At 35.3% G+C, this 23,682-nt stretch carries 25 protein-coding genes and 1 tRNA gene; 7 read left to right on the plus strand and 19 right to left on the minus strand.

The window, feature by feature from the left end; translation table 11 throughout:
* Positions 1-50 precede the first annotated feature (50 nt).
* The 3 genes from tgt to HMPREF9013_RS04030 are packed head-to-tail and all read left to right on the plus strand — an operon-like array spanning position 51 to position 2,913.
* Positions 51-1,184 (plus strand): tRNA guanosine(34) transglycosylase Tgt, encoded by a 1,134-nt coding sequence (gene tgt / locus HMPREF9013_RS04020; RefSeq protein WP_006627102.1) that lies wholly within the window; start codon positions 51-53, stop codon positions 1,182-1,184.
* Positions 1,185-2,228 (plus strand): tRNA preQ1(34) S-adenosylmethionine ribosyltransferase-isomerase QueA, encoded by a 1,044-nt coding sequence (queA, locus tag HMPREF9013_RS04025; protein WP_006627103.1) that lies wholly within the window; start codon positions 1,185-1,187, stop codon positions 2,226-2,228. It abuts the gene before it with no gap.
* The gene (locus HMPREF9013_RS04030; protein WP_006627104.1) at positions 2,221-2,913 is read left to right on the plus strand and encodes an epoxyqueuosine reductase QueH; all 693 of its coding nucleotides are present in this window, start codon (positions 2,221-2,223) and stop codon (positions 2,911-2,913) included. Before queA ends, HMPREF9013_RS04030 begins: the two co-directional genes overlap by 8 nt.
* A 151-nt stretch (positions 2,914-3,064) precedes the next feature.
* Here the strand turns inward: HMPREF9013_RS04030 and HMPREF9013_RS04035 are convergent, their stop codons facing one another.
* Together HMPREF9013_RS04035 and HMPREF9013_RS04040 are read right to left on the minus strand one after the other, a co-directional pair.
* Entirely contained in the window at positions 3,065-3,322 is a 258-nt protein-coding gene (locus HMPREF9013_RS04035) for a DUF2695 domain-containing protein (RefSeq protein ID WP_006627105.1), read from the minus strand.
* A 19-nt stretch (positions 3,323-3,341) separates the two neighbouring features.
* Positions 3,342-3,662: a hypothetical protein gene (locus HMPREF9013_RS04040; RefSeq protein ID WP_006627106.1), complete on the minus strand. Its 321-nt coding sequence runs from the start codon at positions 3,660-3,662 to the stop codon at positions 3,342-3,344.
* A 77-nt stretch (positions 3,663-3,739) separates the two neighbouring features.
* Here HMPREF9013_RS04040 and HMPREF9013_RS04045 point away from each other — a divergent pair, with 77 nt between their 5' ends.
* A complete protein-coding gene (locus tag HMPREF9013_RS04045) occupies positions 3,740-4,513 on the plus strand; it encodes a putative RNA methyltransferase (protein WP_006627107.1) in 774 nt (257 codons plus the stop codon).
* Here the strand turns inward: HMPREF9013_RS04045 and HMPREF9013_RS04050 are convergent.
* Positions 4,510-4,920, minus strand: a complete 411-nt coding sequence (locus HMPREF9013_RS04050; RefSeq protein ID WP_006627108.1) for a helix-turn-helix domain-containing protein — start codon at positions 4,918-4,920, stop codon at positions 4,510-4,512. The two genes, HMPREF9013_RS04045 and HMPREF9013_RS04050, sit on opposite strands and share 4 nt — an antisense overlap.
* A 164-nt stretch (positions 4,921-5,084) precedes the next feature.
* Between HMPREF9013_RS04050 and htpG the strand changes: the two genes are divergently transcribed.
* Entirely contained in the window at positions 5,085-6,962 is a 1,878-nt protein-coding gene (gene htpG / locus HMPREF9013_RS04055) for a molecular chaperone HtpG (RefSeq protein WP_006627109.1), read from the plus strand.
* Here htpG and HMPREF9013_RS04060 read toward each other — a convergent pair.
* Entirely contained in the window at positions 6,945-7,400 is a 456-nt protein-coding gene (locus tag HMPREF9013_RS04060) for a hypothetical protein (protein ID WP_006627110.1), read from the minus strand. The two genes, htpG and HMPREF9013_RS04060, sit on opposite strands and share 18 nt — an antisense overlap.
* Positions 7,401-7,485: 85 nt before the next feature.
* On the opposite strand from HMPREF9013_RS04060, the gene HMPREF9013_RS04065 reads away from it, so the two are divergent.
* On the plus strand, positions 7,486-8,466 hold the full coding sequence (locus tag HMPREF9013_RS04065; protein ID WP_006627111.1) for a helix-turn-helix transcriptional regulator: 981 nt from the start codon (positions 7,486-7,488) through the stop codon (positions 8,464-8,466).
* Positions 8,467-8,759: 293 nt separating this feature from the next.
* Here the strand turns inward: HMPREF9013_RS04065 and HMPREF9013_RS04070 are convergent, their stop codons facing one another.
* The 3 genes from HMPREF9013_RS04070 to HMPREF9013_RS04080 form a co-directional block, all read right to left on the minus strand.
* Positions 8,760-9,419 carry a CPBP family intramembrane glutamic endopeptidase gene (locus tag HMPREF9013_RS04070; RefSeq protein WP_006627112.1) on the minus strand — a complete coding sequence of 220 codons (660 nt, stop codon included), beginning with the start codon at positions 9,417-9,419 and terminating at the stop codon, positions 8,760-8,762.
* Positions 9,420-9,697: 278 nt separating this feature from the next.
* Positions 9,698-10,018 (minus strand): IS1/IS1595 family N-terminal zinc-binding domain-containing protein, encoded by a 321-nt coding sequence (locus HMPREF9013_RS04075; protein WP_040333496.1) that lies wholly within the window; start codon positions 10,016-10,018, stop codon positions 9,698-9,700.
* A 105-nt stretch (positions 10,019-10,123) separates the two neighbouring features.
* On the minus strand, positions 10,124-10,723 hold the full coding sequence (locus HMPREF9013_RS04080; protein WP_006627113.1) for a YczE/YyaS/YitT family protein: 600 nt from the start codon (positions 10,721-10,723) through the stop codon (positions 10,124-10,126).
* A gap of 172 nt (positions 10,724-10,895) precedes the next feature.
* Here HMPREF9013_RS04080 and HMPREF9013_RS04085 point away from each other — a divergent pair.
* A tRNA-Ser gene (locus HMPREF9013_RS04085) sits at positions 10,896-10,983 on the plus strand.
* Positions 10,984-11,096: 113 nt separating this feature from the next.
* On the opposite strand, the gene pyk is transcribed toward HMPREF9013_RS04085, so the two are convergent.
* From pyk to HMPREF9013_RS04145, 12 genes are read right to left on the minus strand one after another with little or no spacing between them, the layout of a single operon-like run.
* Positions 11,097-12,530, minus strand: a complete 1,434-nt coding sequence (pyk, locus tag HMPREF9013_RS04090) for a pyruvate kinase (protein ID WP_006627114.1) — start codon at positions 12,528-12,530, stop codon at positions 11,097-11,099.
* A gap of 10 nt (positions 12,531-12,540) precedes the next feature.
* Positions 12,541-13,503, minus strand: coding sequence for a 6-phosphofructokinase (pfkA, locus tag HMPREF9013_RS04095; protein ID WP_006627115.1), 963 nt, complete (start codon positions 13,501-13,503; stop codon positions 12,541-12,543).
* Between the two features lie 36 nt (positions 13,504-13,539).
* The gene (locus HMPREF9013_RS07215) at positions 13,540-14,445 is read right to left on the minus strand and encodes an ATP-binding protein (RefSeq protein ID WP_006627116.1); all 906 of its coding nucleotides are present in this window, start codon (positions 14,443-14,445) and stop codon (positions 13,540-13,542) included.
* Positions 14,445-15,575, minus strand: a complete 1,131-nt coding sequence (locus HMPREF9013_RS04105; protein ID WP_006627117.1) for a DnaD domain protein — start codon at positions 15,573-15,575, stop codon at positions 14,445-14,447. The genes HMPREF9013_RS07215 and HMPREF9013_RS04105 overlap by 1 nt, the downstream gene beginning before the upstream one ends.
* On the minus strand, positions 15,547-16,164 hold the full coding sequence (coaE, locus tag HMPREF9013_RS04110) for a dephospho-CoA kinase (protein ID WP_006627118.1): 618 nt from the start codon (positions 16,162-16,164) through the stop codon (positions 15,547-15,549). Before coaE ends, HMPREF9013_RS04105 begins: the two co-directional genes overlap by 29 nt.
* On the minus strand, positions 16,161-16,967 hold the full coding sequence (gene mutM, locus HMPREF9013_RS04115) for a bifunctional DNA-formamidopyrimidine glycosylase/DNA-(apurinic or apyrimidinic site) lyase (RefSeq protein ID WP_040333497.1): 807 nt from the start codon (positions 16,965-16,967) through the stop codon (positions 16,161-16,163). The genes coaE and mutM overlap by 4 nt, the downstream gene beginning before the upstream one ends.
* Positions 16,967-19,555, minus strand: a complete 2,589-nt coding sequence (gene polA / locus HMPREF9013_RS04120; protein ID WP_006627120.1) for a DNA polymerase I — start codon at positions 19,553-19,555, stop codon at positions 16,967-16,969. Before polA ends, mutM begins: the two co-directional genes overlap by 1 nt.
* A gap of 7 nt (positions 19,556-19,562) precedes the next feature.
* On the minus strand, positions 19,563-20,558 hold the full coding sequence (locus HMPREF9013_RS04125; RefSeq protein ID WP_006627121.1) for a metal ABC transporter substrate-binding protein: 996 nt from the start codon (positions 20,556-20,558) through the stop codon (positions 19,563-19,565).
* Positions 20,542-21,639, minus strand: coding sequence for an AI-2E family transporter (locus tag HMPREF9013_RS04130; RefSeq protein WP_006627122.1), 1,098 nt, complete (start codon positions 21,637-21,639; stop codon positions 20,542-20,544). The genes HMPREF9013_RS04125 and HMPREF9013_RS04130 overlap by 17 nt, the downstream gene beginning before the upstream one ends.
* 22 nt (positions 21,640-21,661) lie before the next feature.
* Positions 21,662-22,333, minus strand: coding sequence for a RadC family protein (gene radC / locus HMPREF9013_RS04135; RefSeq protein WP_006627123.1), 672 nt, complete (start codon positions 22,331-22,333; stop codon positions 21,662-21,664).
* 44 nt (positions 22,334-22,377) lie between these two features.
* The gene (gene pepI / locus HMPREF9013_RS04140) at positions 22,378-23,241 is read right to left on the minus strand and encodes a proline iminopeptidase (protein ID WP_006627124.1); all 864 of its coding nucleotides are present in this window, start codon (positions 23,239-23,241) and stop codon (positions 22,378-22,380) included.
* Between the two features lie 24 nt (positions 23,242-23,265).
* Positions 23,266-23,676, minus strand: coding sequence for a PTS sugar transporter subunit IIA (locus HMPREF9013_RS04145; protein WP_006627125.1), 411 nt, complete (start codon positions 23,674-23,676; stop codon positions 23,266-23,268).
* Between the last annotated feature and the right edge of the window lie 6 nt (positions 23,677-23,682).

Consider the following 23,682-nt stretch of genomic DNA (forward strand, 5'->3'; position numbering starts at 1 on the left):
ATAGCACTTTCTATTTTCCTGTTATAATACTAAATTGGAAAAGAGGCACTATGAAAAATCCTGTTACTTTTGAAATCACACATATTTGCAAACAATCAGGAGCCAGAACAGGCCTTCTCCATACACCTCATGGTGATGTAGAAACACCTATGTTTATGCCTGTCGGGACCTTGGCAACCGTTAAATTCATTTCACCAGAAGAGCTTTATACCATGAAAGCCGGTGTTATCTTAGCCAATACTTATCATTTATGGTTGAGACCTGGTGAAGAGATTGTTTTCAAAGCAGGCGGAGTCCAAAAATTTATGAATTATAAAGGTCCTATGTTAACGGATTCAGGAGGATTTCAAGTATTCTCCCTTTCCGATACACGCAAAATTGCCGAAGAAGGGGTTTATTTTAAAAATATTTTCAATGGGGATTCTTTATTCCTATCTCCTGAAAAATCCATCCAAATCCAAAATAAAATTGGAGCCGATATCATCATGTCTTTTGACGAATGTATCCCTTACCCCGCTACTTATGATTATGCCAAGAAATCAATGGAAAGAACTTTACGTTGGGCAAAACGCGGAAAAGAAGCGAACCGTCGACCTGAAGAACAGGCATTATTTGGAATTGTACAAGGAGGCGATAACGAAGATTTACGTCGTTATTGTGCTGAAAAACTCGTAGAAATGGATTTCCCCGGTTATGCTATTGGGGGAACTTCTGTTGGCGAAGACAAAGAAACAATGATGCGCATGGTTGATTATTGTACTCCTTATCTTCCGGAAAATAAGCCAAGGTATTTAATGGGGGTTGGGGCTGTCAATGATTTATTAGGAGCCATTTTAAGAAACATAGATATGTGCGATTGTGTCTTACCAACCCGCATTGCTCGTCATGGTACTTTATTAACCAGCGAAGGTCGTATAAACATTCATAAGGCCATCTATAAAGAGGATTTTCGTCCATTGGATTCAAAATGTGATTGCTATTGTTGTCAAAATTATAGCCGAGCTTACCTTCACCACCTTTTCAAAACGAAGGAAGGGTTTGGAACACGCTTAATGTCCATTCATAACATTCGTTTTTTGATTCGCTTAATGGAAAATGCAAGACAAGCTATTAAAGAGGATCGTTATTTAGACTTTATGAATGAAACCCTTGCAAATATGGGATTTGATGAAAGAGGATTTTAGATGAAAATAAATTGGAAAACCAGTGACTTTGATTACAACTTACCTCATGAACTGATTGCTCAAAGTCCTTTAGCAGATCGTTCTACCTCACGCATGATGTGGATTCATAAAAAAAGTCAGAAATACGAAGATAAACATTTCTATGATATAGTGGACATTTTAAAACCGGGAGATGTCCTTGTTCGCAATAATACCCGGGTGATTCCTGCCCGTCTATTTGGTATCAAGGAAGAAACAGGAGCTCATGTGGAGTTATTGCTTTTAAAGCAAAAAGAACATGATGTTTGGGAATGCTTGGCAGGCAATGCTAAAGTGGTTAAGGTAGGTTCCATTGTTTCTTTTGGGGATGGTCAATTAAAAGCACAATGCCTATCCATCGGTGATAAGGGGCTTCGAGAAATGAAGATGCTTTATGAAGGTATCTTTACGGAAATCCTTGACCAACTGGGTCAAGTTCCTCTACCACCTTATATCAAAAAAAAGCTGGATGATTCAGAACGTTATCAAACTGTTTATGCCAAAATAGACGGCTCCGCCGCCGCTCCTACAGCTGGGCTTCATTTCACTAAAGAGGTTGATCAACAACTATTGGCTAAAGGGATTACAATTACGGAAGTCACCTTACATGTTGGCTTAGGAACCTTTCGACCAATGGATGTGGAGAATGTTCACGACCATGTGATGCACTCAGAAGTATATGAAATGTCTCAAGAAACAGCTGACATCCTGAACCAAGCCAAAAAATTAGGTCGCCGTATCGTAGCTATTGGCACTACTTCTGTTCGAACTTTAGAATCTGTTTGGAACCGTTTTGGACAATTCCAAGAATGTCGAGGTGAAACTACTTTATTTATTTATCCGGGTTATCAATGGCATACTTGTGATGTGATGCTCACCAATTTTCATCTTCCAAAATCCACTTTATTGATGATGATTTCTTCTTTTATGGGCTATGAATTGACTCAAGAAGTCTATCATCATGCGGTCAATGAAAAGTACCGTTTTTTTTCCTTTGGAGATTGTATGTTGATAGATCATGACTGAAAAAGAAAAGAAGGAATATATCGAATACATTCAAGGTATTCGCCATTCCTTTAAAACTAATTATTATTTAGAGTCTTTAAAGGAAATTGAAAAAAATGAAACGGAAAGACCGGGATATAAACCCAGTCTATTACTTCATGTTTGTTGCATTGTTTGTGCTTGCTGGCCTTTAGAATTTCTTCGAAACCATTTTCAAGTAACCATTCTGTTTAACAATTCCAATATCTATCCAGAAGAGGAATACCACAAGCGTTTCAATGAAGTCAAACGATATATTCATGAACGATATAACGATGAGATCCCTATTATTGAACTGCCCTATCGCCAAGCGGAATTCATTGAAAAATTAAGGCCAAGAGCCGCTGATCCGGAAGGTTGGAAACGTTGCTTTATGTGCTATGAAGACCGAATGGGTGAATCCTATCTTTATGGTGAAAAAAACGGTTTTGATTACTTTACAACCGTCATGACTTTCTCACGTCAAAAAAATTCTCAAAAAATCAATCAAATTGGAGCCTCCTTGCAAAAGCGTTTTTCTAAAACTAAGTATTTCTTCTCTGATTTCAAAAAAGCGGATGGTGCCAAAAAAGCCAATGAATTAGTTCAAAAATATACTATTTATCGTCAAGATTACTGTGGTTGTGTCTACTCTTATCAAGAAAAGTTACGTAAAAATCAAGACTAACTATTTCAGAATAAGTATATAAAAAGTGTGTTTCTGAAGTGAATCTTTTAAGCTATCATCCAACTTTGATAGCCACTTCATCTTGACACACTTTTTATAAATATTTACACCAATCTTGAAAATTATATTTTTTATCTTTTTACGAAATCACCTAGACTTCAAATTTTTCCTCTACGTTAAAGAGAACTTCACAATCACAATATCCACCATTGGCTTGTAAAAACGCCAATACTTTCTCACTATCCACCTCTTTATCCGATAAAAATTGTCTCGTCAAAGAAAAGTCGTGCTGACATTCTGTCGTTTCAGATTTTTCATCCAAATAATCAAATAATTCTAAAAACAGTTCTTTTTTCATTGGCAAACTATTTTCAAATTCTTTTTTTCGTTGATGCCTATATTCTTCCATTAACGTTTCCTTATGAATGCTATTCACCTTTTCTTTCCTTAATGCTTAACTTTTCTTCTAATAATTCAACTAATTTTTCCTTAGTTTGAATTTGATCCAGAACAAAAGGCTTATTCTCAAAAGCTTTTTTCAGCATCAGCTCTTCATACATACCGCGCCCAAATTGTTCATAAGCCATCGTTAAATCCCTCTTGGCTTGATTAATATCGCCCTTTAACTTTAAAATTTCAGCTTGCTGATTCACATAGCCACTAACCGCTTCTGCTCCCTTTTTAATGCCTGTACTGATTTGACTAAAAACTTCATTGACCTGATCTTCTAATTTTTTGTTTTCATCCATAGTTAAAGACCTCTCTCCTTATCTCCATCCTACTCTTTCTCCGCCTTTTCTTCAAGACACCATGCTATACTAAGACTATGAAATTATTGTGTCCGATTTGTCAACAAGTCTTATCCCATCAACAAAAAGATTGGTTTTGCAAAAACAATCATCATTTTGACGAAGCAAAAGAAGGATATCTTCATGTTTTACCAGGGCAAAAAAAAGACCATGGGGATGAAAAGACAATGGTAAAAGCACGCAGCAACTTTTTAGAAACAGGCCATTATTCTTTCTTAAGGGATTATTTAATCGCTTTGACCCGTCAATTTCCACATCAATCTTTGGTGGATTTTGGTTGCGGAGAAGGTTACTATACCAGAACTTTTATTGCCGATGAAAAAGTAGGGATTGATGCAGCGAAATCAGCTATAAAACACGCCGCTAAAAATGACCCATTCACTCAGTATTTAGTCGCCAGCTTTTTTCAAAATCTATTGGAAGAATGTTCCCAAGATATTGTCATCACTTGTTTCGCTCCTATCGCCAAAGATCAAGTGGTTAGAATTTTAAAACCAAAAGGTATCTTCATCGTAGTCACTCCTGCCCAAAAACATCTATGGCAGTTAAAAGAAATTCTTTATGATATCCCCTATGAAAATAGTCTCAAACAGTTAGATTTAGATTTGAATTTAATTCGAGATGACATCATCGAAAAAAAGATGAGTTTAAATCAGGAAGAATTACAATTTCTTTTCCAAATGACTCCTTATTACCATCACACTCCGATGGAAGGAAGAAAACAGCTTGCGAAACAAAAAAAGCTAGATATCCTAGCCTCTTTTCAAATTCGAATCTACCAAAAAAATTAATCTTGAGCAGGATAGTCTTCGCCTTGTTCATGTACCAAATGAGCCTCCTTCTTAGCATTAAAATGGTGGTTCGTTTTTCCACGAAATAAGAGTAATTGAATGGATTGTTGTATGAAATAAGGTGACTTACGAAAAGCAGAAATCAATTCCATTTCTAGAGCTGTTGGCTTATCTTTCAACTCAGAATTTAACTCTTTTAGAAAATAAGCCATCGGAATCTGAAAGTAATCCATATATCGAAAAATAACTTCAATATCCGGTCTTACAGTTCCATTTTCATACGCCGATACCGATTGTGCAGACACATTTAAAATTTCTCCCATTTCTTTTTGTGTTAGTCCGTTCTCAATACGAACCTGTTTCATTTGGCGTAAAAGAGTTTGAATTTCATTTTCAATCGTATTCATGATAATTTCAATATAATCATTTATTTCAACTATCGCCAGAAAATACCATAAATACTAGAATATTCATTTGTTTTTTCTATTGATAATGGAAAAATGAATTGAAAGTAAAAGAACTTAGTGATACCATATTTAGCAGTTATACTATTAGAGTGCCAGGAGGTTATATGAAACAATTTAAAACAGAATCAAAAAGAATCTTAGATTTAATGATTCATTCCATCTATACCAATAAAGAAGTTTTTTTAAGAGAATTGATTAGTAATGCATCTGATGCTATGGATAAACGCTATTATCAATCCTTAACTGAGAAAAAAGAGTCTTTAAATCCAAGCGATTTAAAAATTCAGTTGTTCCCAAATAAAGAAGAAAGAACCTTAATTATTGAAGATCAAGGCTTGGGAATGAGTGTCGATGAGTTGGATAAAGACTTAGGAACTATCGCAAAAAGCGGCTCTTTAGATTTTAAAAAAGAAATCGAAGAACCTAATGATCATATTGATATCATTGGTCAGTTTGGAGTCGGTTTCTATTCTGCCTTTATTGTCAGTCAAGATGTCCAAGTCATTTCTAAGAAAGTAGGTGAAGATGTCGCTCACGTTTGGCATAGCACAGGTGAAAATGGCTATTCTATTAAAGAGAGTTCTTTAGATCATTTTGGAACAAAAATTATCTTGAAATTGAAAGACAATACAGAAGAAGAAAACTACGATGAATTCTTAGAAGAATATACATTAGAACATCTTGTTAAAAAATATTCCGATTATGTTCGTTACCCAATTCAAATGGAAAAAACACATTCCATTCCTGATCCAACCGATTCAGAGAAAACCATTTCCACAAAAGAATGGGAAACCTTAAATTCTCAAATCCCTTTATGGAAGAAAAATAAAAAAGAGATTAGTGAAGAGGAATATCACTCTTTCTATCAATCTAAATTTAATGATTTTAATAAACCGGCAAGAGTCATTCATTATCAAGTAGAGGGAACTATTTCTTACTCTGCGTTATTATTCATTCCTTCCATAGCTCCTTATAACTATTATTACCAAGAATATCAGCCTGGTTTACAGTTATACTCAAAGGGTGTCTTCATTTTAGACAAAGCTAAAGATTTACTTCCAGAAAGTTACCGTTTTATTCAAGGTATTATTGATTGTGATGATCTAAGTTTAAACATTTCTCGTGAAATTCTTCAACAGGATCATCAAGTAAGAGCCCTTGCTAAATCCATTGAAAAGAAAATCCATTCTGCCTTAGAAGATTTTATGAAAGAAGATCGTTCGAATTATGAAAAATTCTTTGATCATTTTGGATTAACCTTAAAATTTGGTATTTTACAGAACTATGGTATGAAGAAAAAAGAACTTCAAGATTTTCTTCTTTTCCAAACAAACCAACACGAATATACTTCTTTACAAGAATATATCAATCGGATGAAAGAAGATCAAAAAGCTATTTATTATGCGGCCGGTAAATCGCAAAAAGAAATCCAAGTTCTTCCGGTGATGAAGAAATTAGAAGAAAAAGGATTAGAGGTATTGTATCTTTTAGATGAACGAGATGAATTTGTACTAAATTTCATCCATAGTTATGCCGATAAAGAATTCATCTCCATTACCAAAGCCGATTTGGATCTAGATAGTGAAGAAGAAAAGAAAGAGAAAGAAAAACTTAGCCAAGATAACCAAGATCTTCTTTCTAAAATGAAAAAATGTTTGAAAGATCAAGTCAAAGAAGTTCGTATTTCTTCTCGTTTGGTCGATCAACCTGTTTGTTTGGTCGCAGAAGAAGGTGTTTCTCTTGAAATGGAACAATATTTAGCTAAAGACCCGATGGCTAAAGATATGAGTCCAAAAGCCACCAAGATTTTGGAAATCAATCCAAAGCACCCTGTCTTTAAGCAACTGCAATCTTTATCAGAAGATCATCTTTCAACCTATACCTCCCTTCTTTACCACCAAGCTTTGTTACTACAAGGATTACCAATTGAAGATCCGGCTGAATTTAGTGAAGAACTATCCAAATTAATGCTTGAAAAGTAGGAAAGACCGTTGCGTCTTTCCTTTTAAAATGACTTTGCGAATACAAGAAATCAAAAGACCGGGGCAAAACAATAGCTGAATCCAAGCCATCGTTCCTTCAATGCCGTCAAAGGCTATTGCCATAAAAACAAAGCCTATATATAGCGGAAAATAGAAAAAGAAGTCTTCTCTTTGATAGCTTTCCAACCAAGCACTGTGTAAAATAATCCATATCCATAAAAGAGGATTAGACAATAAGCCTTGTTTCATAATAACAAATGACACCATACATAAACAAATCATCCTTGAAATAGAGAAACGAAAGCTGATTCGTTCTAAAGTTTGAAACAACAAATATATCAAACAAAATCCATATAAAAATAAATTCCCATTGACATAAAATACAGCAACCATCCAAAATAACACTTGATCTAAACGATATTGATTCCTTATATTCATCTTTCTCTCTCCTTCTTTATCTTTATTGTAGAGATAAGGTTTTTAATCACTAGGAAAATATTTTCCTTTTGTTTATAATTACTGTATGAAAAAAACTAAGTGGAAATATAGTCAATTGAGTTTTTCTTTACTGGAACTTTTTCAACAAGAAGCTCACTGCCCAGAGAATAAACTCTCTATGTTAGAAATTATCTCGGCTCTAACTATCAAAGGTTATCCTGAAGTCAGCGATAAAACCATTCGTACCTATTTATCCCTTCTAAAAGATCAAGGGTACCAAATCATTTATGATCGAAAAGGATCGAAGCAAGGGTATTATTTAAAACCTTTTTTGCGACCCGGGGAAACTTTCTTACTAGTTCAAGCTTTAAGACAGTCCAATATGTTAATGGACAAGCGTCGTAAAAAGATTGAAGACTTTCTTTTTCGCCAAAGTTCACTTCAAAAAATTCATTTACCATTGAGGAAAGAACCAAGAACAAAAGTAGCGAATCTCTTAGACATTTGTTTAACTGCTATCCAATCCCATCAACAACTTCAATTCCATTATTTTGACTATGATATCCATCATAACTTAGTTCCAAGACATGATAACCAACTCTATCACATCAGTCCTTATGCCGTACATATTCAAAATAATCACTATTATTTAATTGGCTATTATAAACCGAAAAAAGAAATTCGTAATTATCGTTTAGATAAAATTCTTCACTTACAAATTCTCGAAAAAGAAGCTATTTTACAACCATTTTCCTTAGAAGATTATTTGGAAAGTCATTTTAATATGTATAAAGGTTCTAAAAAAGTGCTTCAATTAGAATTGCGTTGTGAAAAGAATAGTCCTTTTATCACTGATTTATTGGAACGTTTTGAAAAAATAACTATTCTAAAAAATCATCAACCGAATATGCATCATATAGCAGTTAAAACAGCCATCACACCTCCTTTGATTTCCTGGCTCATGCAACAAAGTTCTTATTTAAAAGTTCTTTCACCGACAGAGGTTATTGAACAAATCCAATCTCGTGTTCAGAATTTATTAGATCTATATCCCAAAAAAAGGTAGTATTATTTGATACTACCTCACCTTTTCAGGTTTTATTTCAAATTTATCTATATTGTATTTGAAGTGAACCCCAAAAGTTGAACAACAACTTAGGAGGTTCGCTTCACAGAGTATATCGTTAATTTATTTCAAAATTGCAAGCCATACCATACAGAACATGTGACTGACTTCATTTGATCTGAATGCTCAAAGTGAAATTTTCAAGCAATACTGTAGGCTTATTCAGTATCTGTGGAAAAACGGAGACGAGGAAGTATTGACTATTTGCTCTTACTTCCTTTTTATAACCTACTCTATAGCTTAGGTAACATTACCATCATATATGAAATCACATTATATCCCATATGAGCAAGGATACAAGAAAATATAGAATCAGTATAAAAATAAAGTAAACCTAAAATTATACCGCATATAAATGAGGGTACCATTTGAGCAATATTAAAATGAAGTATTGAAAAAAATGTGGCAGATATGAGTAAGGCAACCATTTTCCCATAGTTTATAGAAAGACCATCAAGCAAAAAACCTCTCATTAAAACTTCCTCAAGAATAGGTGCAAGGATACAAAAATCAAGAAAACTGACAATCGGTGATATCTGTATTAAACGGATAATTTGTTGGTAATTTTCTTTACTTGATGGAAATAAATCTTCAAACAGGGGATCTAATCCCTTATCTAAAAGGAAATAAAACAATATGGAACACCCTAATGCTAATATTATTCCCAGAAAAGAAATATTTGAAAATAAACGTAGTTTAAAATTTGTTTTTGTCATTAGTAGATTAAAAAATATTGCCATACATATAGCAACAGTAATTAAGTTTAAAAATCGACTTTGTTCAGATGCAATTTTTCTCCAGATTGAAATATCAAGAACCGTATAAAAAATCATAAAACCAAACCAAACAAGCACCCATAGAATGCCTTTTCCAATAGATATTCCATTACTCATATAATTGCTTATCCTCAATAATCTCTAACTAAATTTTTAGTTTTTTATTCTAGCATAAATTGATAGTCCGCTCAATATAATCTCAAAACTCATTAATATTAAGGCTTAATTAACTTAACGTGGACTTATAACTCATTCTTGTAATGAGAAACTAAATAAATTGTGGTTCTTTAACCTCTTCTCAGTTATCACAAATGGATAATGTATCATCCATGCAAGCTTTTCATATGGTAGAGCATTGAGTAATATTATTTTTGAAGGTATCCTAATATTTTTGGTTAGTCGGGATTGGCCAACTGTGTCAAGGTATCGATACAGATCTCTACAAAGTCATCTATATCGATCTTCAAAAAGGAAGTTATCATATGTGAATCATAAGTAAACTGATGCTTGCACTCCATACAGAGATATCGCTGTTTACCATGGGCAAAGCCTTTCTTGATCATCTTTGTCTTCTTGTGGCAATAAGGACACTGATATGGTCTATTATCACCCAAGCGATCATTTAGATTACAGAAATCTATAATTTCTCTTTGGATACGATCCTGTTGTGATTGTGTTAGTTTGTTAAAGCTAGTAATTAATTCTGTCTCATACATAATAGATTTCTCCTAGTCTATATCATGAGACTGGTCTATTATGTGTTTTCAATATTGATGTGCCTATTAACGCTCATCAATGATATAAAGTCCACTATGAGTTAATTAAGCCTTTTTAAATTGTTGTACCAAAAAGGAAATTGTAACACTGGTCAAAAGAGAGGCTAATATCGTTCCTAAGCCGATACGACCCCCTAGCCCCCAGCCAATTAAAAATAAAAGAAAATCCATCATCGTTCGAATAAGCTTATACGGTTTTTTAAAGCGAACGGACAAAGCAGTCGCAATTGAATCATATGGATTCATTCCGTTTTCTTCAAGGATAAGTAAACTGGCTGATAAAGCAATGAAAAAGATAGCGAATAGAACAAAGATAATTTGACTAAAAAAATGATTTGGATTTTCAAACACATTCATCCATGGTTGGATCCAATCAATAACCGGTCCAACCAAGATTGAAAATAAAATAGAGGATAGACCTAAGTATTTTCTGGCAAACAAATAAGCTATCGCAATAAATAAACAGCTATATAAAATAGAAGCCCAGCCAACTGTAATCCCTAAACTATGATGTAAGCCATCCTCAAAAACAGTGATACAGTCGCTTCCTATTCCCGCTTTTAGATAAAGATTAATACTGAGACCACAAAAAACAGCCGCTAAAAAAGTGATGATGAATGTATTAATTTTTCTTTTTATGTTCATTTTAGTTCCTACTCATGTACCGAATTATTTTCAAATTAGATCAAAGAAAATTTATTCCTACAAGATTTTACCATATTATTGCAAAAGAAAGAAAGGATATTAACATCATTGTAAGCTCCAATGGCAATTTTTCTTGCTTTTTTATCTCATTATAGTAAAATAAAAAGGCACTGCAGGAATACCCAAGTGGTTGAAGGGGCAGGCTTGGAAAGCTTGTAGATCGGTAACACGGTGCCAGGGTTCAAATCCCTGTTCCTGCGCTTTAACATTTCTTGAAAGTCCTTATTTTAAGGACTTTTTATTTTTATATTTATGTGGAAATAAAAAAGCCTGTTGATACGATATCATTCAACAAGCCTAAAATTTTCTCTTTCTATTTCACTGTAATAATTTTCATCATATTGGCAGAACCCTCACCAGTAGGATAACCAGCCGAAATAATAATTTGTTGACCAGGTTTCACACCAAATTTCTTTGCGAAATCAGAAGCTAATTCATCATCATTCGTCAATTGATTTTGCACTTTGGATAAAATAGGCATGACACCCCAATAAGCCAACAGTCTACGCTGAACATCTTCCTTAAATGTAACTGCAAGAACAGGAACAGCCGGACGGAACTTAGAAATACGACGAGCTGTTGTACCACCTTGTGTAAAAACAACAATAGCCGCAATATTATCCAAAGTTAATGTTGCATCAGAAATAGCAATTGAAACAGCATCCTGAACTGTTTTTTGCGAGGAATTTTTCAACCATTCCAAACGATGTGCATAATTAATAACCAATTCTGCCTCTTCTGCAATTTCCGACATCGTTGCGCAAGCCTCAACCGGATAAGAACCTGCTGCCGATTCAGCCGACAACATAACACCATCAGAACCGTCTAAGACCGCATTACATACGTCTGAAGCCTCTGCTCGAGTACAGCGAGGATTCGCCGTCATAGAATCCAGCATATGAGTGGCCGTGATGGCAGGCTTACCAATGACATTTGCTCTTTTGATAATATGTTTTTGATAGATAGGAACTAATTTCGTAGGAATTTCAACACCCAAATCACCACGTGCTACCATGACACCATCAGCTACTTCTAAAATCGAATCAATATTGTCATATCCCTCTTGGTTTTCAATTTTAGCAATGATATTGATGTTTGGTTTTCCTTCTTCCACTAAAATAGAGCGAATGGCTTGAACATCTTCCTTACGACGAACAAAAGAAGCAAAAATAAAGTCAACATCCATCCGGCATCCAAAACGCAAGTCGGCTTCGTCTTTTTCAGAAATGAATGGCATAGATAACTTAACACCAGGTACATTACAACCCTTATGAGAACTAATTGGACCCGCCACTTCAATACGAGCCTTTATTTCTGAACCATTATTATCCAAAACACTTAAACGCATCTTACCATCATTAATTAAAATGATATTACCTTCTTTTAAATCTTCAAATAATTCAGGAACTTGAACATGAAAACGATCATGACTTCCTAACATTGGTTCCTTCACCAAAGTAACGATTTCACCAATTTCGTACTGTTCCACATCATTTGCGAAATCACCTAAACGAATTTCTGGTCCTTTCGTATCTAAAGCAACAGCTAATATAATTCCCGTTTCCTTGGAAACACGACGAACCGATTCCATACGAGCTTTATGCTCTTCATATGTTCCATGAGAGAAATTCATACGGGCAATATTCATGCCGGCAAAAGCCAATTCCTTTAATTTTTCTTCCGATTCTGATGATGGACCAATGGTGCAAATCACCTTAGTCTTCTTAAATAAATGCTTGTTTTCCATACTGTCCTCCTTATACTAAACGATCAAACAAACGATATAATGCCTTACGACTTTTACGGGGTAATTCCAACGCTTCTTCAATAGGAAGTGATGTAATCTCATTGTTAATAATACCAACGCAATGACCACCGATGCCCTGCATTAACAAGTCCACCGCTTTTTCCCCCATCCGTGATGCCAGCATACGATCCGTTGGTGTTGGTGATCCACCCCTTTGTATATGCCCTAAAACAGTTGCTCGACCTGAAAAGTTTGTATGTAACGTTACTTTCTTGGCTAAAGCATCTACATCTGTTAATTTTTCAGATAAAATGACAATCGCATGATTTTTATGAACGGCTGAACCTAAATATCGCAACCGTTCTAGAATTTCCGTTTCATCAAACCCCGTTTCCGGACTAATCACGATTTCTGCTCCACAAGCAATAGCGGTATATAACGCTAAATCACCACAATGGTTTCCCATGACCTCTACCAAAGAACAACGATGATGTGAGGAAGAAGTATCCCTCAATTTATCGACATTTTCAACACATGTCTGTAAAGCTGTATCAAAACCAATTGTGAAATCCGTACCCGAAATATCGTTATCAATGGTTCCTGGTAACCCAATACAATGGATTCCCTTTTTCGTCAAAGCCAGTGCTCCTCGATACGAACCATCGCCGCCAACCACCACCAAGGCATCAATTCCTTGTTTCCTAAGGTTGATAACACACCTATCTTGAATTTCTTCATCCTTGAATTCAGGCAAACGAGCTGAACCTAAAGTAGTTCCCCCACGGTTTAAGATTTCCGAAACATCTGTTCTTTCCAACGGGCGAAATTGTTCGTTTAATAAACCGTAATATCCATTCTGTACGCCTATCACTTCTACCCCTTTATTCAAAGCTAAACGAGTGACAGCCCGAATGGCAGCGTTCATTCCCGGTGCATCACCACCGGAAGTTAAAACACCAATCTTTCTGATCATATTTATCCCCCTAAAACTATACTATTCTAGCACATTTTAGTCCTTTAAGCGTCTATCCTTTCCTGATAAAACGATAGATTTCGCTAAGGATTGAATTCTTTCAACAATTCGTGCCCCGGCGATTTTGTCTTCCATCCCTGACGTTTGCGAATATTTTTTTTCTAAATCTTTAAAATCTAAATTAGAAGTAAACCAAGTACATAAATGATGATCATAGCGATACATCAATATTGGCAATAAAATTGTATCTCGAGTCCAAGCATTGACCACTTCAGCTCCGATATCATCTAAAACCAAGAAATCTGCCTTTTTCACACGATTTAAAAATTGATTATATTCCCCATCACCCATCATTGACATCATTTTTTGAACAAAGCTGGGCATATGAACAAAACTCACATATTCTTTTTTCCAAGCATGTGAATTGCAAGCACAAGCAGCCAAATACGTTTTACCGGAACCTAAACTGCCTTCAATAAATAAGCCTTGATTTTCATACGAAGCATTCATTGCTCGACTAACTACTTGTAAATAAGCCTTAGTTTCCTTTTCCATATCAATCGATTGAAAAGAAGCCTTTTCAAATTGCAAAGCCAACTCACTATATGTATAATAGGCCAAATGGAAACGTTCTTCCCTTTCTTTTCTTTGATAACGGCAAGCTTCTAAAACAGTCTCAAAATGACCTTCCAATTGAATTCCTTCATAAAAACCACATTTCTTTTGCCCACAAAATTTCAAATCGGAGCAATGAAGACAAGGTTCATAATGTTTTCTCCATCTCGCTAAACGAAAAGGATATTGATCAATACACGATAAAGAAATTTGTTTAGATTGAAGATACCGGATTAAAACTGGATCCTTTTTTAAAGAATCCGCCAATTTTTTAGCTTGTTCTTGGTAGTTTTTATTCTTTTCTGATGACCAAAGATCCTGATTCATTAAAACTTACCCCTCTCCAACTGTTTCTTTAAAGTTTCCACATCAAAGGTGATATCCTCTTCCTCTTTTGAATGATTTAAATGCTTGGCTTCAAGAACCACTTTCCCTTTTCTTCTTAAAGTAGGAGTTTCCTTTGGCTGATTCAAATAAGCTAGTACATCTTCTCTTTTATCTAAATGACGATTCATAACCGAAGAGCCAACCTTTAATAAATATTTCAAATTCAAATCTTGAATTTGGCCAATCACCCATTCAATGATAGTGTTCATCACTTCATTAGACGTCTTCATCTCTTTCACAAATTGAACCAAAGTATCCTTTTCAATTGAAGTCGGTTGCCGTCTTTGAAGAGAACGATAAAAAATTATTGGTGCTGCTTCATAAGGATTTTCATATACCTTTTTTGGTGCCTCTAAAAGGCTGGCTGAATAATATAATTGTGCTATGATCTTATCCTCATCATTATGGCGATGAGTTGCTTGATTCACCAATTTATCCAGTTCTTTATAGTTAAATTGAAAACTACTTTGCAGAATAGATAAAGCTTCCAAGATTCTTTTCGTTCGCCATTGAACCGGGAAAATCAATGGCTTCACCCGGTTCATAAATAATTCCAAATTAGCTGGAATCAATTTCTTCTCCAGTTTAGGTTCCCCATCTTTTTCCAAATGAAAACGATGTGATGCCACACGTGTTACTTCCTGATACCCATTCAAAGAAACATCCTGATAAGGCAAACTGACCATTAACTCTTGGTATTTTTCTTCTGATAATACCCACTTTAATTCATCCATAAATACTTTTTCTTTTAAAAAGGCTGTTGGATAGTAAGGCTTATTTAAAGCAAATAAATACGAACCATCTTCCGATTCATAAACACGAATCAACGCATATTGTTCCAACTTAGCAAAAGTCTTATCCAATCCATACACATCCACTTTTGAAAAAGTCATTAAAAAGCCAAACGAAAATAATGGTTTATTCAATTGATTTAGTGCATAGAGAGTTTCATAAAGGGATAAGGCACTTTCTAATAAAGGACCATAGAGAAAACGCAAAGAAAAATCATCCGCAGCACTTTTCTCGAAATCAACCTTAATCTTAAAGTTTTGTTGAGCGTGAATTTCCATGTTTTCCCTTTCTAAGATCTCTTAAGGTCCGATTGACCTGATCAATTAATTCTTCTTTACTGCCATTATTTTGAATCCAAATGGTTGTTTCATCATTAGGTAGAGATTGTTTCTGTAGCAAATAACGTTTTTCAGACTCCTCTTTTGAATAATGGCGATGATGTAATAGACGTTTAATCACTTCTTCTTTCGAGGCGTCTACAATCATGACATAATCAAAGAGATCTTGCCATCCCACTTGATACAAAAGTGGTATCTCTGCAAACACAAACTCTTTTTTCTTCTGCCCATCCAAGAAATGAAACAGACCTTCTTTCACAAAAGGATGAATCAGATTTTCCACTTCTTTTTTTAAAGAAAGATTCACAAAAATTTTCTGGGCTACCTTTTGTTTATCTATCTGTTTGAAATCGTCCAGCACGCTTTCTCCCAATATTTTCAATAAATCTTCATACACTTTGCTTTTAGGAAGATAGGCTAAATGAGCGTATTGATCCGCATTAAAAACCGGAAACCCCTTCAATTTCAATATTTTGGCGACACTGCTTTTCCCGGCCGCGATTGTACCTGTTATTCCTATTTTTTTCATGACTTTTGACAATGAGGGCAATAATAACTTGAGCGCCCCGCTACTCGTACCATTTTAATTTCTCTTTGGCACTTTGGACATATTTTTTGCAGGTGAACCATGCACTTTGTTTGAAAACGACCCGCCACTCCTAACGAAGAGGTATAAGATCGAATGGTAGTTCCTCCTAATTCAATAGAGTTCGCTAAAATTTCTTGCACTGCTTCTACTAAAGCCTCACATTTCTTTTTTGATAAACGACGGGCACTCATTTTTGGTCTTATTCCAATCTTGGCTAAAATTTCATCGGCATAGATATTTCCAATTCCTGCCACAAAACTTTGATCTAAAAGAACTGATTTCAATGGAGCCTTTTTCCTTTTCAAGAAAGCATAAACATATTCTGAATCAAATATCGGATCAAAAGGTTCCGGTCCTAATCCATGAAAATTTTTCAAATCCAATTCCTTTGGCAAGACTTCCATTCTACCAAATTTTCGAGTATCCATATATCGCAATTCCATACCGTTATCCAAATCAAAGACCACATGAATATGACGGTTCAAAGGTTCTCTTGGATCTTGAATATAAAACTTCCCTTCCATGCGTAAATGAACTACTAGCGTATTTCGATCCAGTTGAAACAACAAATACTTTCCTCTTCTGGAAAAATAACGAAACCGTTGACCGCTTAAACAATCCGTAAATCGTTTCGGATCCCCTACGATCTTATCGTAATAAACACGGACAGACCGAATTTGACACTGGGAAATTTGTTGTTCAAGAGTACGAACCACCGTTTCTACTTCTGGCAATTCCGGCATCATTTCGCCTCATACCAAGTTTGGCCAATAGAAATTTCTGAAGTCAATGGTACATCTAAGCTCATTGCTGTTTCCATTCCTTTTTGAATGATTGTTTTCATTATTTCCACTTCTTCTAATGGTACATTGAAAATTAGTTCATCATGTACCTGTAAAATCATCTTGGCCTTCAAATGATTTTCATCTATCATTTCGCGTACTTGAATCATGGCCAATTTAATCAAATCGGCAGCGGTTCCTTGAATTGGTGCATTCATTGCTGCCCTTTCTCCGAAAGCCTGAATCTGTTTATTTTTATCATGAATTTCAGGAATTTCCCTTCGCCGATGACAAAGGGTTTCCACATAACCATTTTCCTTACAAAAATGAATAACCGATTCCATATACGTTTTAATTTCAGGATAAACACGATAATACTTCTCAATAAAATCTCTTGCTTCAAAACGGCTAACTCCCAATTGAGATGCTAATCCAAAATCACTGATTCCATAAACAATACCAAAATTGACCGTTTTAGCTTGACGACGCTGAAGTGGTGTTACTTCTTCCAAAGAACAATCAAATAAGTCCATCGCCGTTTGGGAATGAATATCCATCTCATTTTGAAAAGCTTTGATTAAATTAGGAACCTTTGCCATATGCGCTAAAATTCTCAATTCCACTTGATGATAATCTGAGGAAACAAGAACACAACCTTCTTCCGGCAAAAAAGCTTTGCGGATTTCCCGACCTTCTTCATCACGGACAGAAATATTTTGTAAATTTGGTTCTGAAGAAGATAAACGACCTGTTTGCGTAGCGGCTTGATTATACACGGTATGAATTTTTCCATCTGCTTGAATATATTTCTTTAACCCCTCCGCATACGTACTATATAATTTTGAATATTTTCGATACGCCAAAATATCATCAACAACCGTATATAATCCTTGTATCTTTTCCAACTCTCCGGCTGCGGTAGACCGCTTTTTTCCTTTCAAAATTTGCAATTCATCATATAAAACAACTGCCAATTGTTTAGGAGAATTCAAATTGAATTCATGACCGACCACTTTATAAATAGCCTTTTCCAATTCTTGAATCTTCGCTAACGTACCTTCAGCAATATGATCCAAAACCTTCTCTTCGCATCGAATTCCTTTTTGTTCCATATCCTTTAAAATGGTCACTAATGGCAACTCGACATCCCGATATAAAGATATCAGATTCATCTCTTTTAATTTCGGATAGTATTCTTGATCCACTTGAATTAAATTTCGAAGCACAGAGGCACAATAAGCCGCTTGGTTTTTTTCTATCAGTTCTTCTTTTTTATAAACTTCTTCATAGCGAATTGTTTCTTGCCACTCACTTTTTTCTTTTAATTTCTTAAAGCTTGTAATCGTGGAATCCACTAAAGAAGTATAAATCATCACATCATCACTAAAATTTAGATAAATTCCATTTTTTTCTAATAAATGAGCATTTCGTTTGATATCATAGGTTGTTCGCCGATAAGAAGTTTCATTCCAAGCTTGCGGATAGGAAGTGTCTTTTAAATAATCCTTCAAACTGATATAAAGACATTCTTGCTGATTCGCAAAAGCAAGTCCATAGACATTAGCCTCATTGAAAATAGCATGGTCTTCATCCACCATCATCCATAAGTCTTGTTGAAAAAAACCTAATGGTAATTGATGTACCACTTTCACTTTCATTTCCTTCCGTTCAACCACATTTTCATGATCCATCAGAGTATGATATTGACGTACCAACTGACGCATTTCGAGTGTTTCTAAGAACTGTATTAACTTATCATAGGTTGGATGAAAGCCAAGTTGCGAAATGGTATAAGGTAGTGATACATCTGTTTTAATAGTGGCTAATTGTTTAGATAAAAGAGCGGAATCATGCCCCTCATTGACTTTTTTTTGCAAGGCACCCTTCAGTTCACCTTGATGAGCCAATACTTCTTCAACCGTTCCATATGTTTCCAACAGCTTCACAGCTGTTTTTTGGCCAATTCCTGGAATTCCTGGAATATTATCCGAACTGTCTCCCATCAAACCTTTTAAATCAATGATTTGAACCGGGGTTACTCCCATCGCTTCTTTCACAGAAGATGGTGTCATCTCTTCCATCTCCGTAATTCCTTTTTTCATCAACATGACAGTTGTTTTTTCATCCACTAATTGCAATAAATCCTTATCAGAAGATAAGATGACCGTTTTGAAACAATCGTTTTGTTTCGCAGTAGAACCAACCAAATCATCAGCTTCGATGTTCTCCATTTCAACCCATTGAATTCCAAAGGCCTCTAAGTAATCACGCACCATTTGAAATTGAGGTACTAAATCTTCAGGAGCTTGTTTTCTGCCTCCTTTATATCCTTCATATAATTCATGTCGAAAAGTATGCTTACCGGCATCAAAAGCCACTAAAACAGCCTCTGGGCGGATAATATCTATGGCTTTTTGTAACATGGTCGCAAACGCAAAAACCGCATTGGTCGGGATTCCTGAACTGGTCTTCATTGGTCGACCATATGCTGTTGCATAATAACCCCGAAACAACATAGAATTACCATCTACTAATAATAACGTTTTCATTCTACACCTACTTACTTTCTACCATGTTTACTAAATGATTGTAATTCTCATACATAATAGAAACATAGTCTTTTTGTTTGTTTTTATCCGTAACCGGTTTAGATGAGAGATTGGATAAAGAAACTTCCTTTAAGTTCAATTCTTTCTTAACCTTCTGGTATAAATCTTCCATTTCTTGGCTTAAATTTTCTTCATGTACAATGTAATGAACTTTATTTTGTTTAATTTTTTCTTTAATAAAATCTAATTGTTTTCTATTTGGAAGAACTCCGTATTTACTTAAAACTAACGGATAGATTTCAAAACCATAAGCTTTCTGCCAAGATCCAAAACTGCTGGTAACACTCACAAAAGCAATTCGTTTCTTTTCTTTCACCAACTGATTCGCTAAATCTTGGTATTTTGCATCTAAACTGATCAGTTCATTTTCCAAAAAAGCCAAATGTTGATCGTAGAGTTTTTTACGTTCAGGATAAAGTTCAACTAAGTTTTGATGAATGGTTTTAGCCATTGACAGCATTGTAATAGGAACTAACCAAAGATATAAATCTCGCTTATGAGTATCGACCAGTTGAAATGAAGCATCCTCATAGTAATTTTCAACATGAGTCACTTCCTTTCCGTTCTTTACTTCTGTTCGATAACGACCAAAATCATAAACCGCATTCCCATTGCTTAGATCAATTTTTTTCAAACGGCTATAGGAATCCAACTCCTCTTTTAAAACTGAACCATACGGTTCTAAAGAACCAATATGAAAATAAATACCCGCTTGGCTTAAAATAGAAGAAGTCTGAGCACTTCTGGTGCTGGATTGCACATTAATAGCTCCTTTTTGCTGAATGGAAACCATATCCAATTGGTCTTGTCCGATGATTTTTAATAAATATTCCACCGGATAAACGGTATATGCAATTTTTTTCTTCTTAGCTTGACAACCTCCAAAGACCACAGAAACACATAAAGCCAGAATTAAACTGGCTTTTTTAATTTTCTTGTTCATAGCTATCATCCTTTCTATACTTCCGTAATTTCAAAAACTTATGGATGGCTAGATAGACAGGAATGGCTATAATAACCCCAATAATACCGAAGAGCGTATTTCCCACCATAATGGAAAATAAAACCCATAAAGGGGTGATGGATGTATTACGGGCATGTACTAATGGAGAAATCACATAGTCATCTACATTAGATAAAATCAATAGAATCACAACCAAAAAACCAAAACGTCCAATTGGCATCCCAACAGCTGTTAAAATGGCTAATCCATATACCGCCATCGGTCCAATATAAGGCACTAACAAAGCCAACCCTGTTAAAATACAAAGAATAAACCAATCCGGATGTCCTAACAAAGAATACACAAGTGCATACTCTATTACCTTAATCACCATCAGTATGAATAAAGAATGAATGTATGTTTGAACCTCATCCGCAATCGCAAAAGTGACTTCCGATCCTTTAGGACTCATCTTCTCGCTCCAATTAGACACCGTCTCTTTGATAGAATCCCACTGAAACGACATAAAAACACTGATAACAAAGGAAAAAATAAACGTAATCGCCATGGAAATCGTACTATTTAAGACCGATGGCAATTCTGATGTCACACCAGGAATTAAATTTTGCAGACTAGATAACTGCCGAATCGCAGCTCGAACCATCACCGCTAACGTACCACTATCGTTACTTAAATAATGACTATAACGAACATACAACTCATTTACTGCCGAAATGACAGAATTGATCATCGCTGATAAACGAACGGTTAAGACCGGAATCAAATTCGCCACTAAAAGAAATAACGCCAGTAAAACAAGCCCATAAACCAAAAAAACAGCTATTTTTTTAGGAATACTCTTCTGTTCTAACCATCGAATCGGATGGGCAAAAATAAACGCTATCGAAAATCCGTACACAAAAGGCTTAAAAATAGACCACATACTCCGAGCTAAACTTAACCAAATCGACTTGGTTGAATTCAATAGCCAAACTATCAAAAGAATCAGAACAATCACGATCAGTTTTCGAACACTACCCTCACTACGCAACCAATTCTTTACCCTATTCCACTGTTTCATAGTCTTATTCTATCACATCACCCTATTCAATTCCTTCTTGAACAAAAGAAAAATAATCACTTTGTGTCACGATAATATGATCTAAAACTTTTACTCCCATTAATTGCCCCGCTTCTTTAATTCTCTTTGTTAAAGAAATATCTTCTTGGGAGGGACTTAAATTTCCACTGGGATGGTTATGAACCAAAATAATATTAGGACTATTCAATAATAAAGCCTCTTTAAATATTTCTCTTGGAAAAACCATAGATGCATTGATTGTCCCCACAAAAAGAATTTTATAGCTCAACACCCTCTGATCACTCGCCAAAAAAACCACTAAGAATTTTTCTTGAAGACTCGTTCCAATTTCTTGCTTTAACCAGTCAAATAAAACAGAAGGATGCTGAACCCTCGGTAATGTCGGTAATTTAGCCGCACTTGATCGGCGAACAATTTCAAAGATGGCTAATAATTCCAATGCTTTGATTTGAGAAATACCTGGAATTTGAATTAATTCTTGTCTAGATAAACGTGGTAATCCGCTAATTCCATCAGCTCTGGCTAAAATTTCATCAGCCACTTCCAATGCGGAATGATGTCGATAACCGGTTCTTAATTGTAAAGCAAGCAGTTCACGATTACTGAGTGAAGAGAGTCCATATTGTAATGCTTTTTCTCTTGGTTGTTCCATCACTGGTATATTTTTTAACATACTACCTCCAATCATTATTCCCAAAAGAAAAGGTAATCCCTTGATTACCCTAGCCAATCTTTCATGATGCTTTGATATCTCTCAAACTGATCTACAAAAACCATGTGTCTGGCGTCTGAAACCAACTCCCATTTAGCACAAGGAATACGATCAAACATTGTTTTCGCTACCACAGGAGAACATAAATCTTCTGTTCCGGAAATAATAAGAGTTGGACAAGAAATCATTTCCAATTCATCGCTGACTTCAAAAGTAGATAAAGTACCCATTGGACAATATTCATTAGGACCCCACGCTACTAAATAACTCTCTTTTCCTATCTTTTTTTCTCTTTGAAGACAAGCCCAACGATCATTTGAAAAATCCCCACAATGCCATTTCATAAAGTGATCATTGGCTTCCTGATACGCTATGGATGAAAAATTCTTTTCCTTTTCTGCTTGTTGAATCGCTTCTTGATCTTCTAAGGATAAGTAGCGAATCCAACGATGTTGTTCTTTCGCCCAAAGAGAGGCAGAACTCAAAGTGCTAGACAGAATGAGGGATTCTATGCCTTTCGGTTGATGATGAAGAATGTATTCCAACGCTAACATACCACCCCAAGATTGTCCTAATAGATGAATTTTATCTAAATGAAGATAATCTCTTAATGCTTTTAATTCTTCCACCCAAGTTTCTATTTTCCATAATTCAGGATGATGATCCACATACGATAAGCCACAACCCAATTGATCATACATCACCAAACAATAACCTTCTTCCGCCAAAGAATCGAATACTTCAAAATAATTATGTGTCGATCCCGGTCCGCCATGCAAAAATACAATAGTCGGATTTTGAGGATTACCAATTAGGCGATAGTAGGTTTGATACCCTTGAAATGGCATATAGCCTTCTTTAATTTCCATGTCACATCTCCTTAGAAAAAGGGATTATTCCTCTCCGTTAATTTCATCGTAATTAAAAATCTGTTTGTGACCAACGTCACAGGCTAGAGTAGCTAAATCATGAACATTAGATACATACGTTCTTGCTACATTTGCCTGCAAAACCATTCCTAAATTAAATCCTGAAATCACATCAATGTTTTTTGATGTTCTCAATTCTTTAGCCAATTGCGTTGCTGCTCGATAGGGAGAACCATCCATCATATCCGCTAAGGCAAGAATATCATTACCTGCCTTTTGGAATAAAACTTCCAAGGAAGTCTTATATTGTTCAAAGTCGATTCCCTTCTGACAATCCAAACCATAAAACCCTTCCAATTCACCGTCAAAGAACTTAACCGCCTTTTCCATATCGACCGCAAATGTTCCATGTCCAACGACCACTAAGTCAATCATATCCCC

The organism is Bulleidia extructa W1219, assembly GCF_000177375.1.
GTDB classification, from domain to species: domain Bacteria; phylum Bacillota_I; class Bacilli_A; order Erysipelotrichales; family Erysipelotrichaceae; genus Bulleidia; species Bulleidia extructa.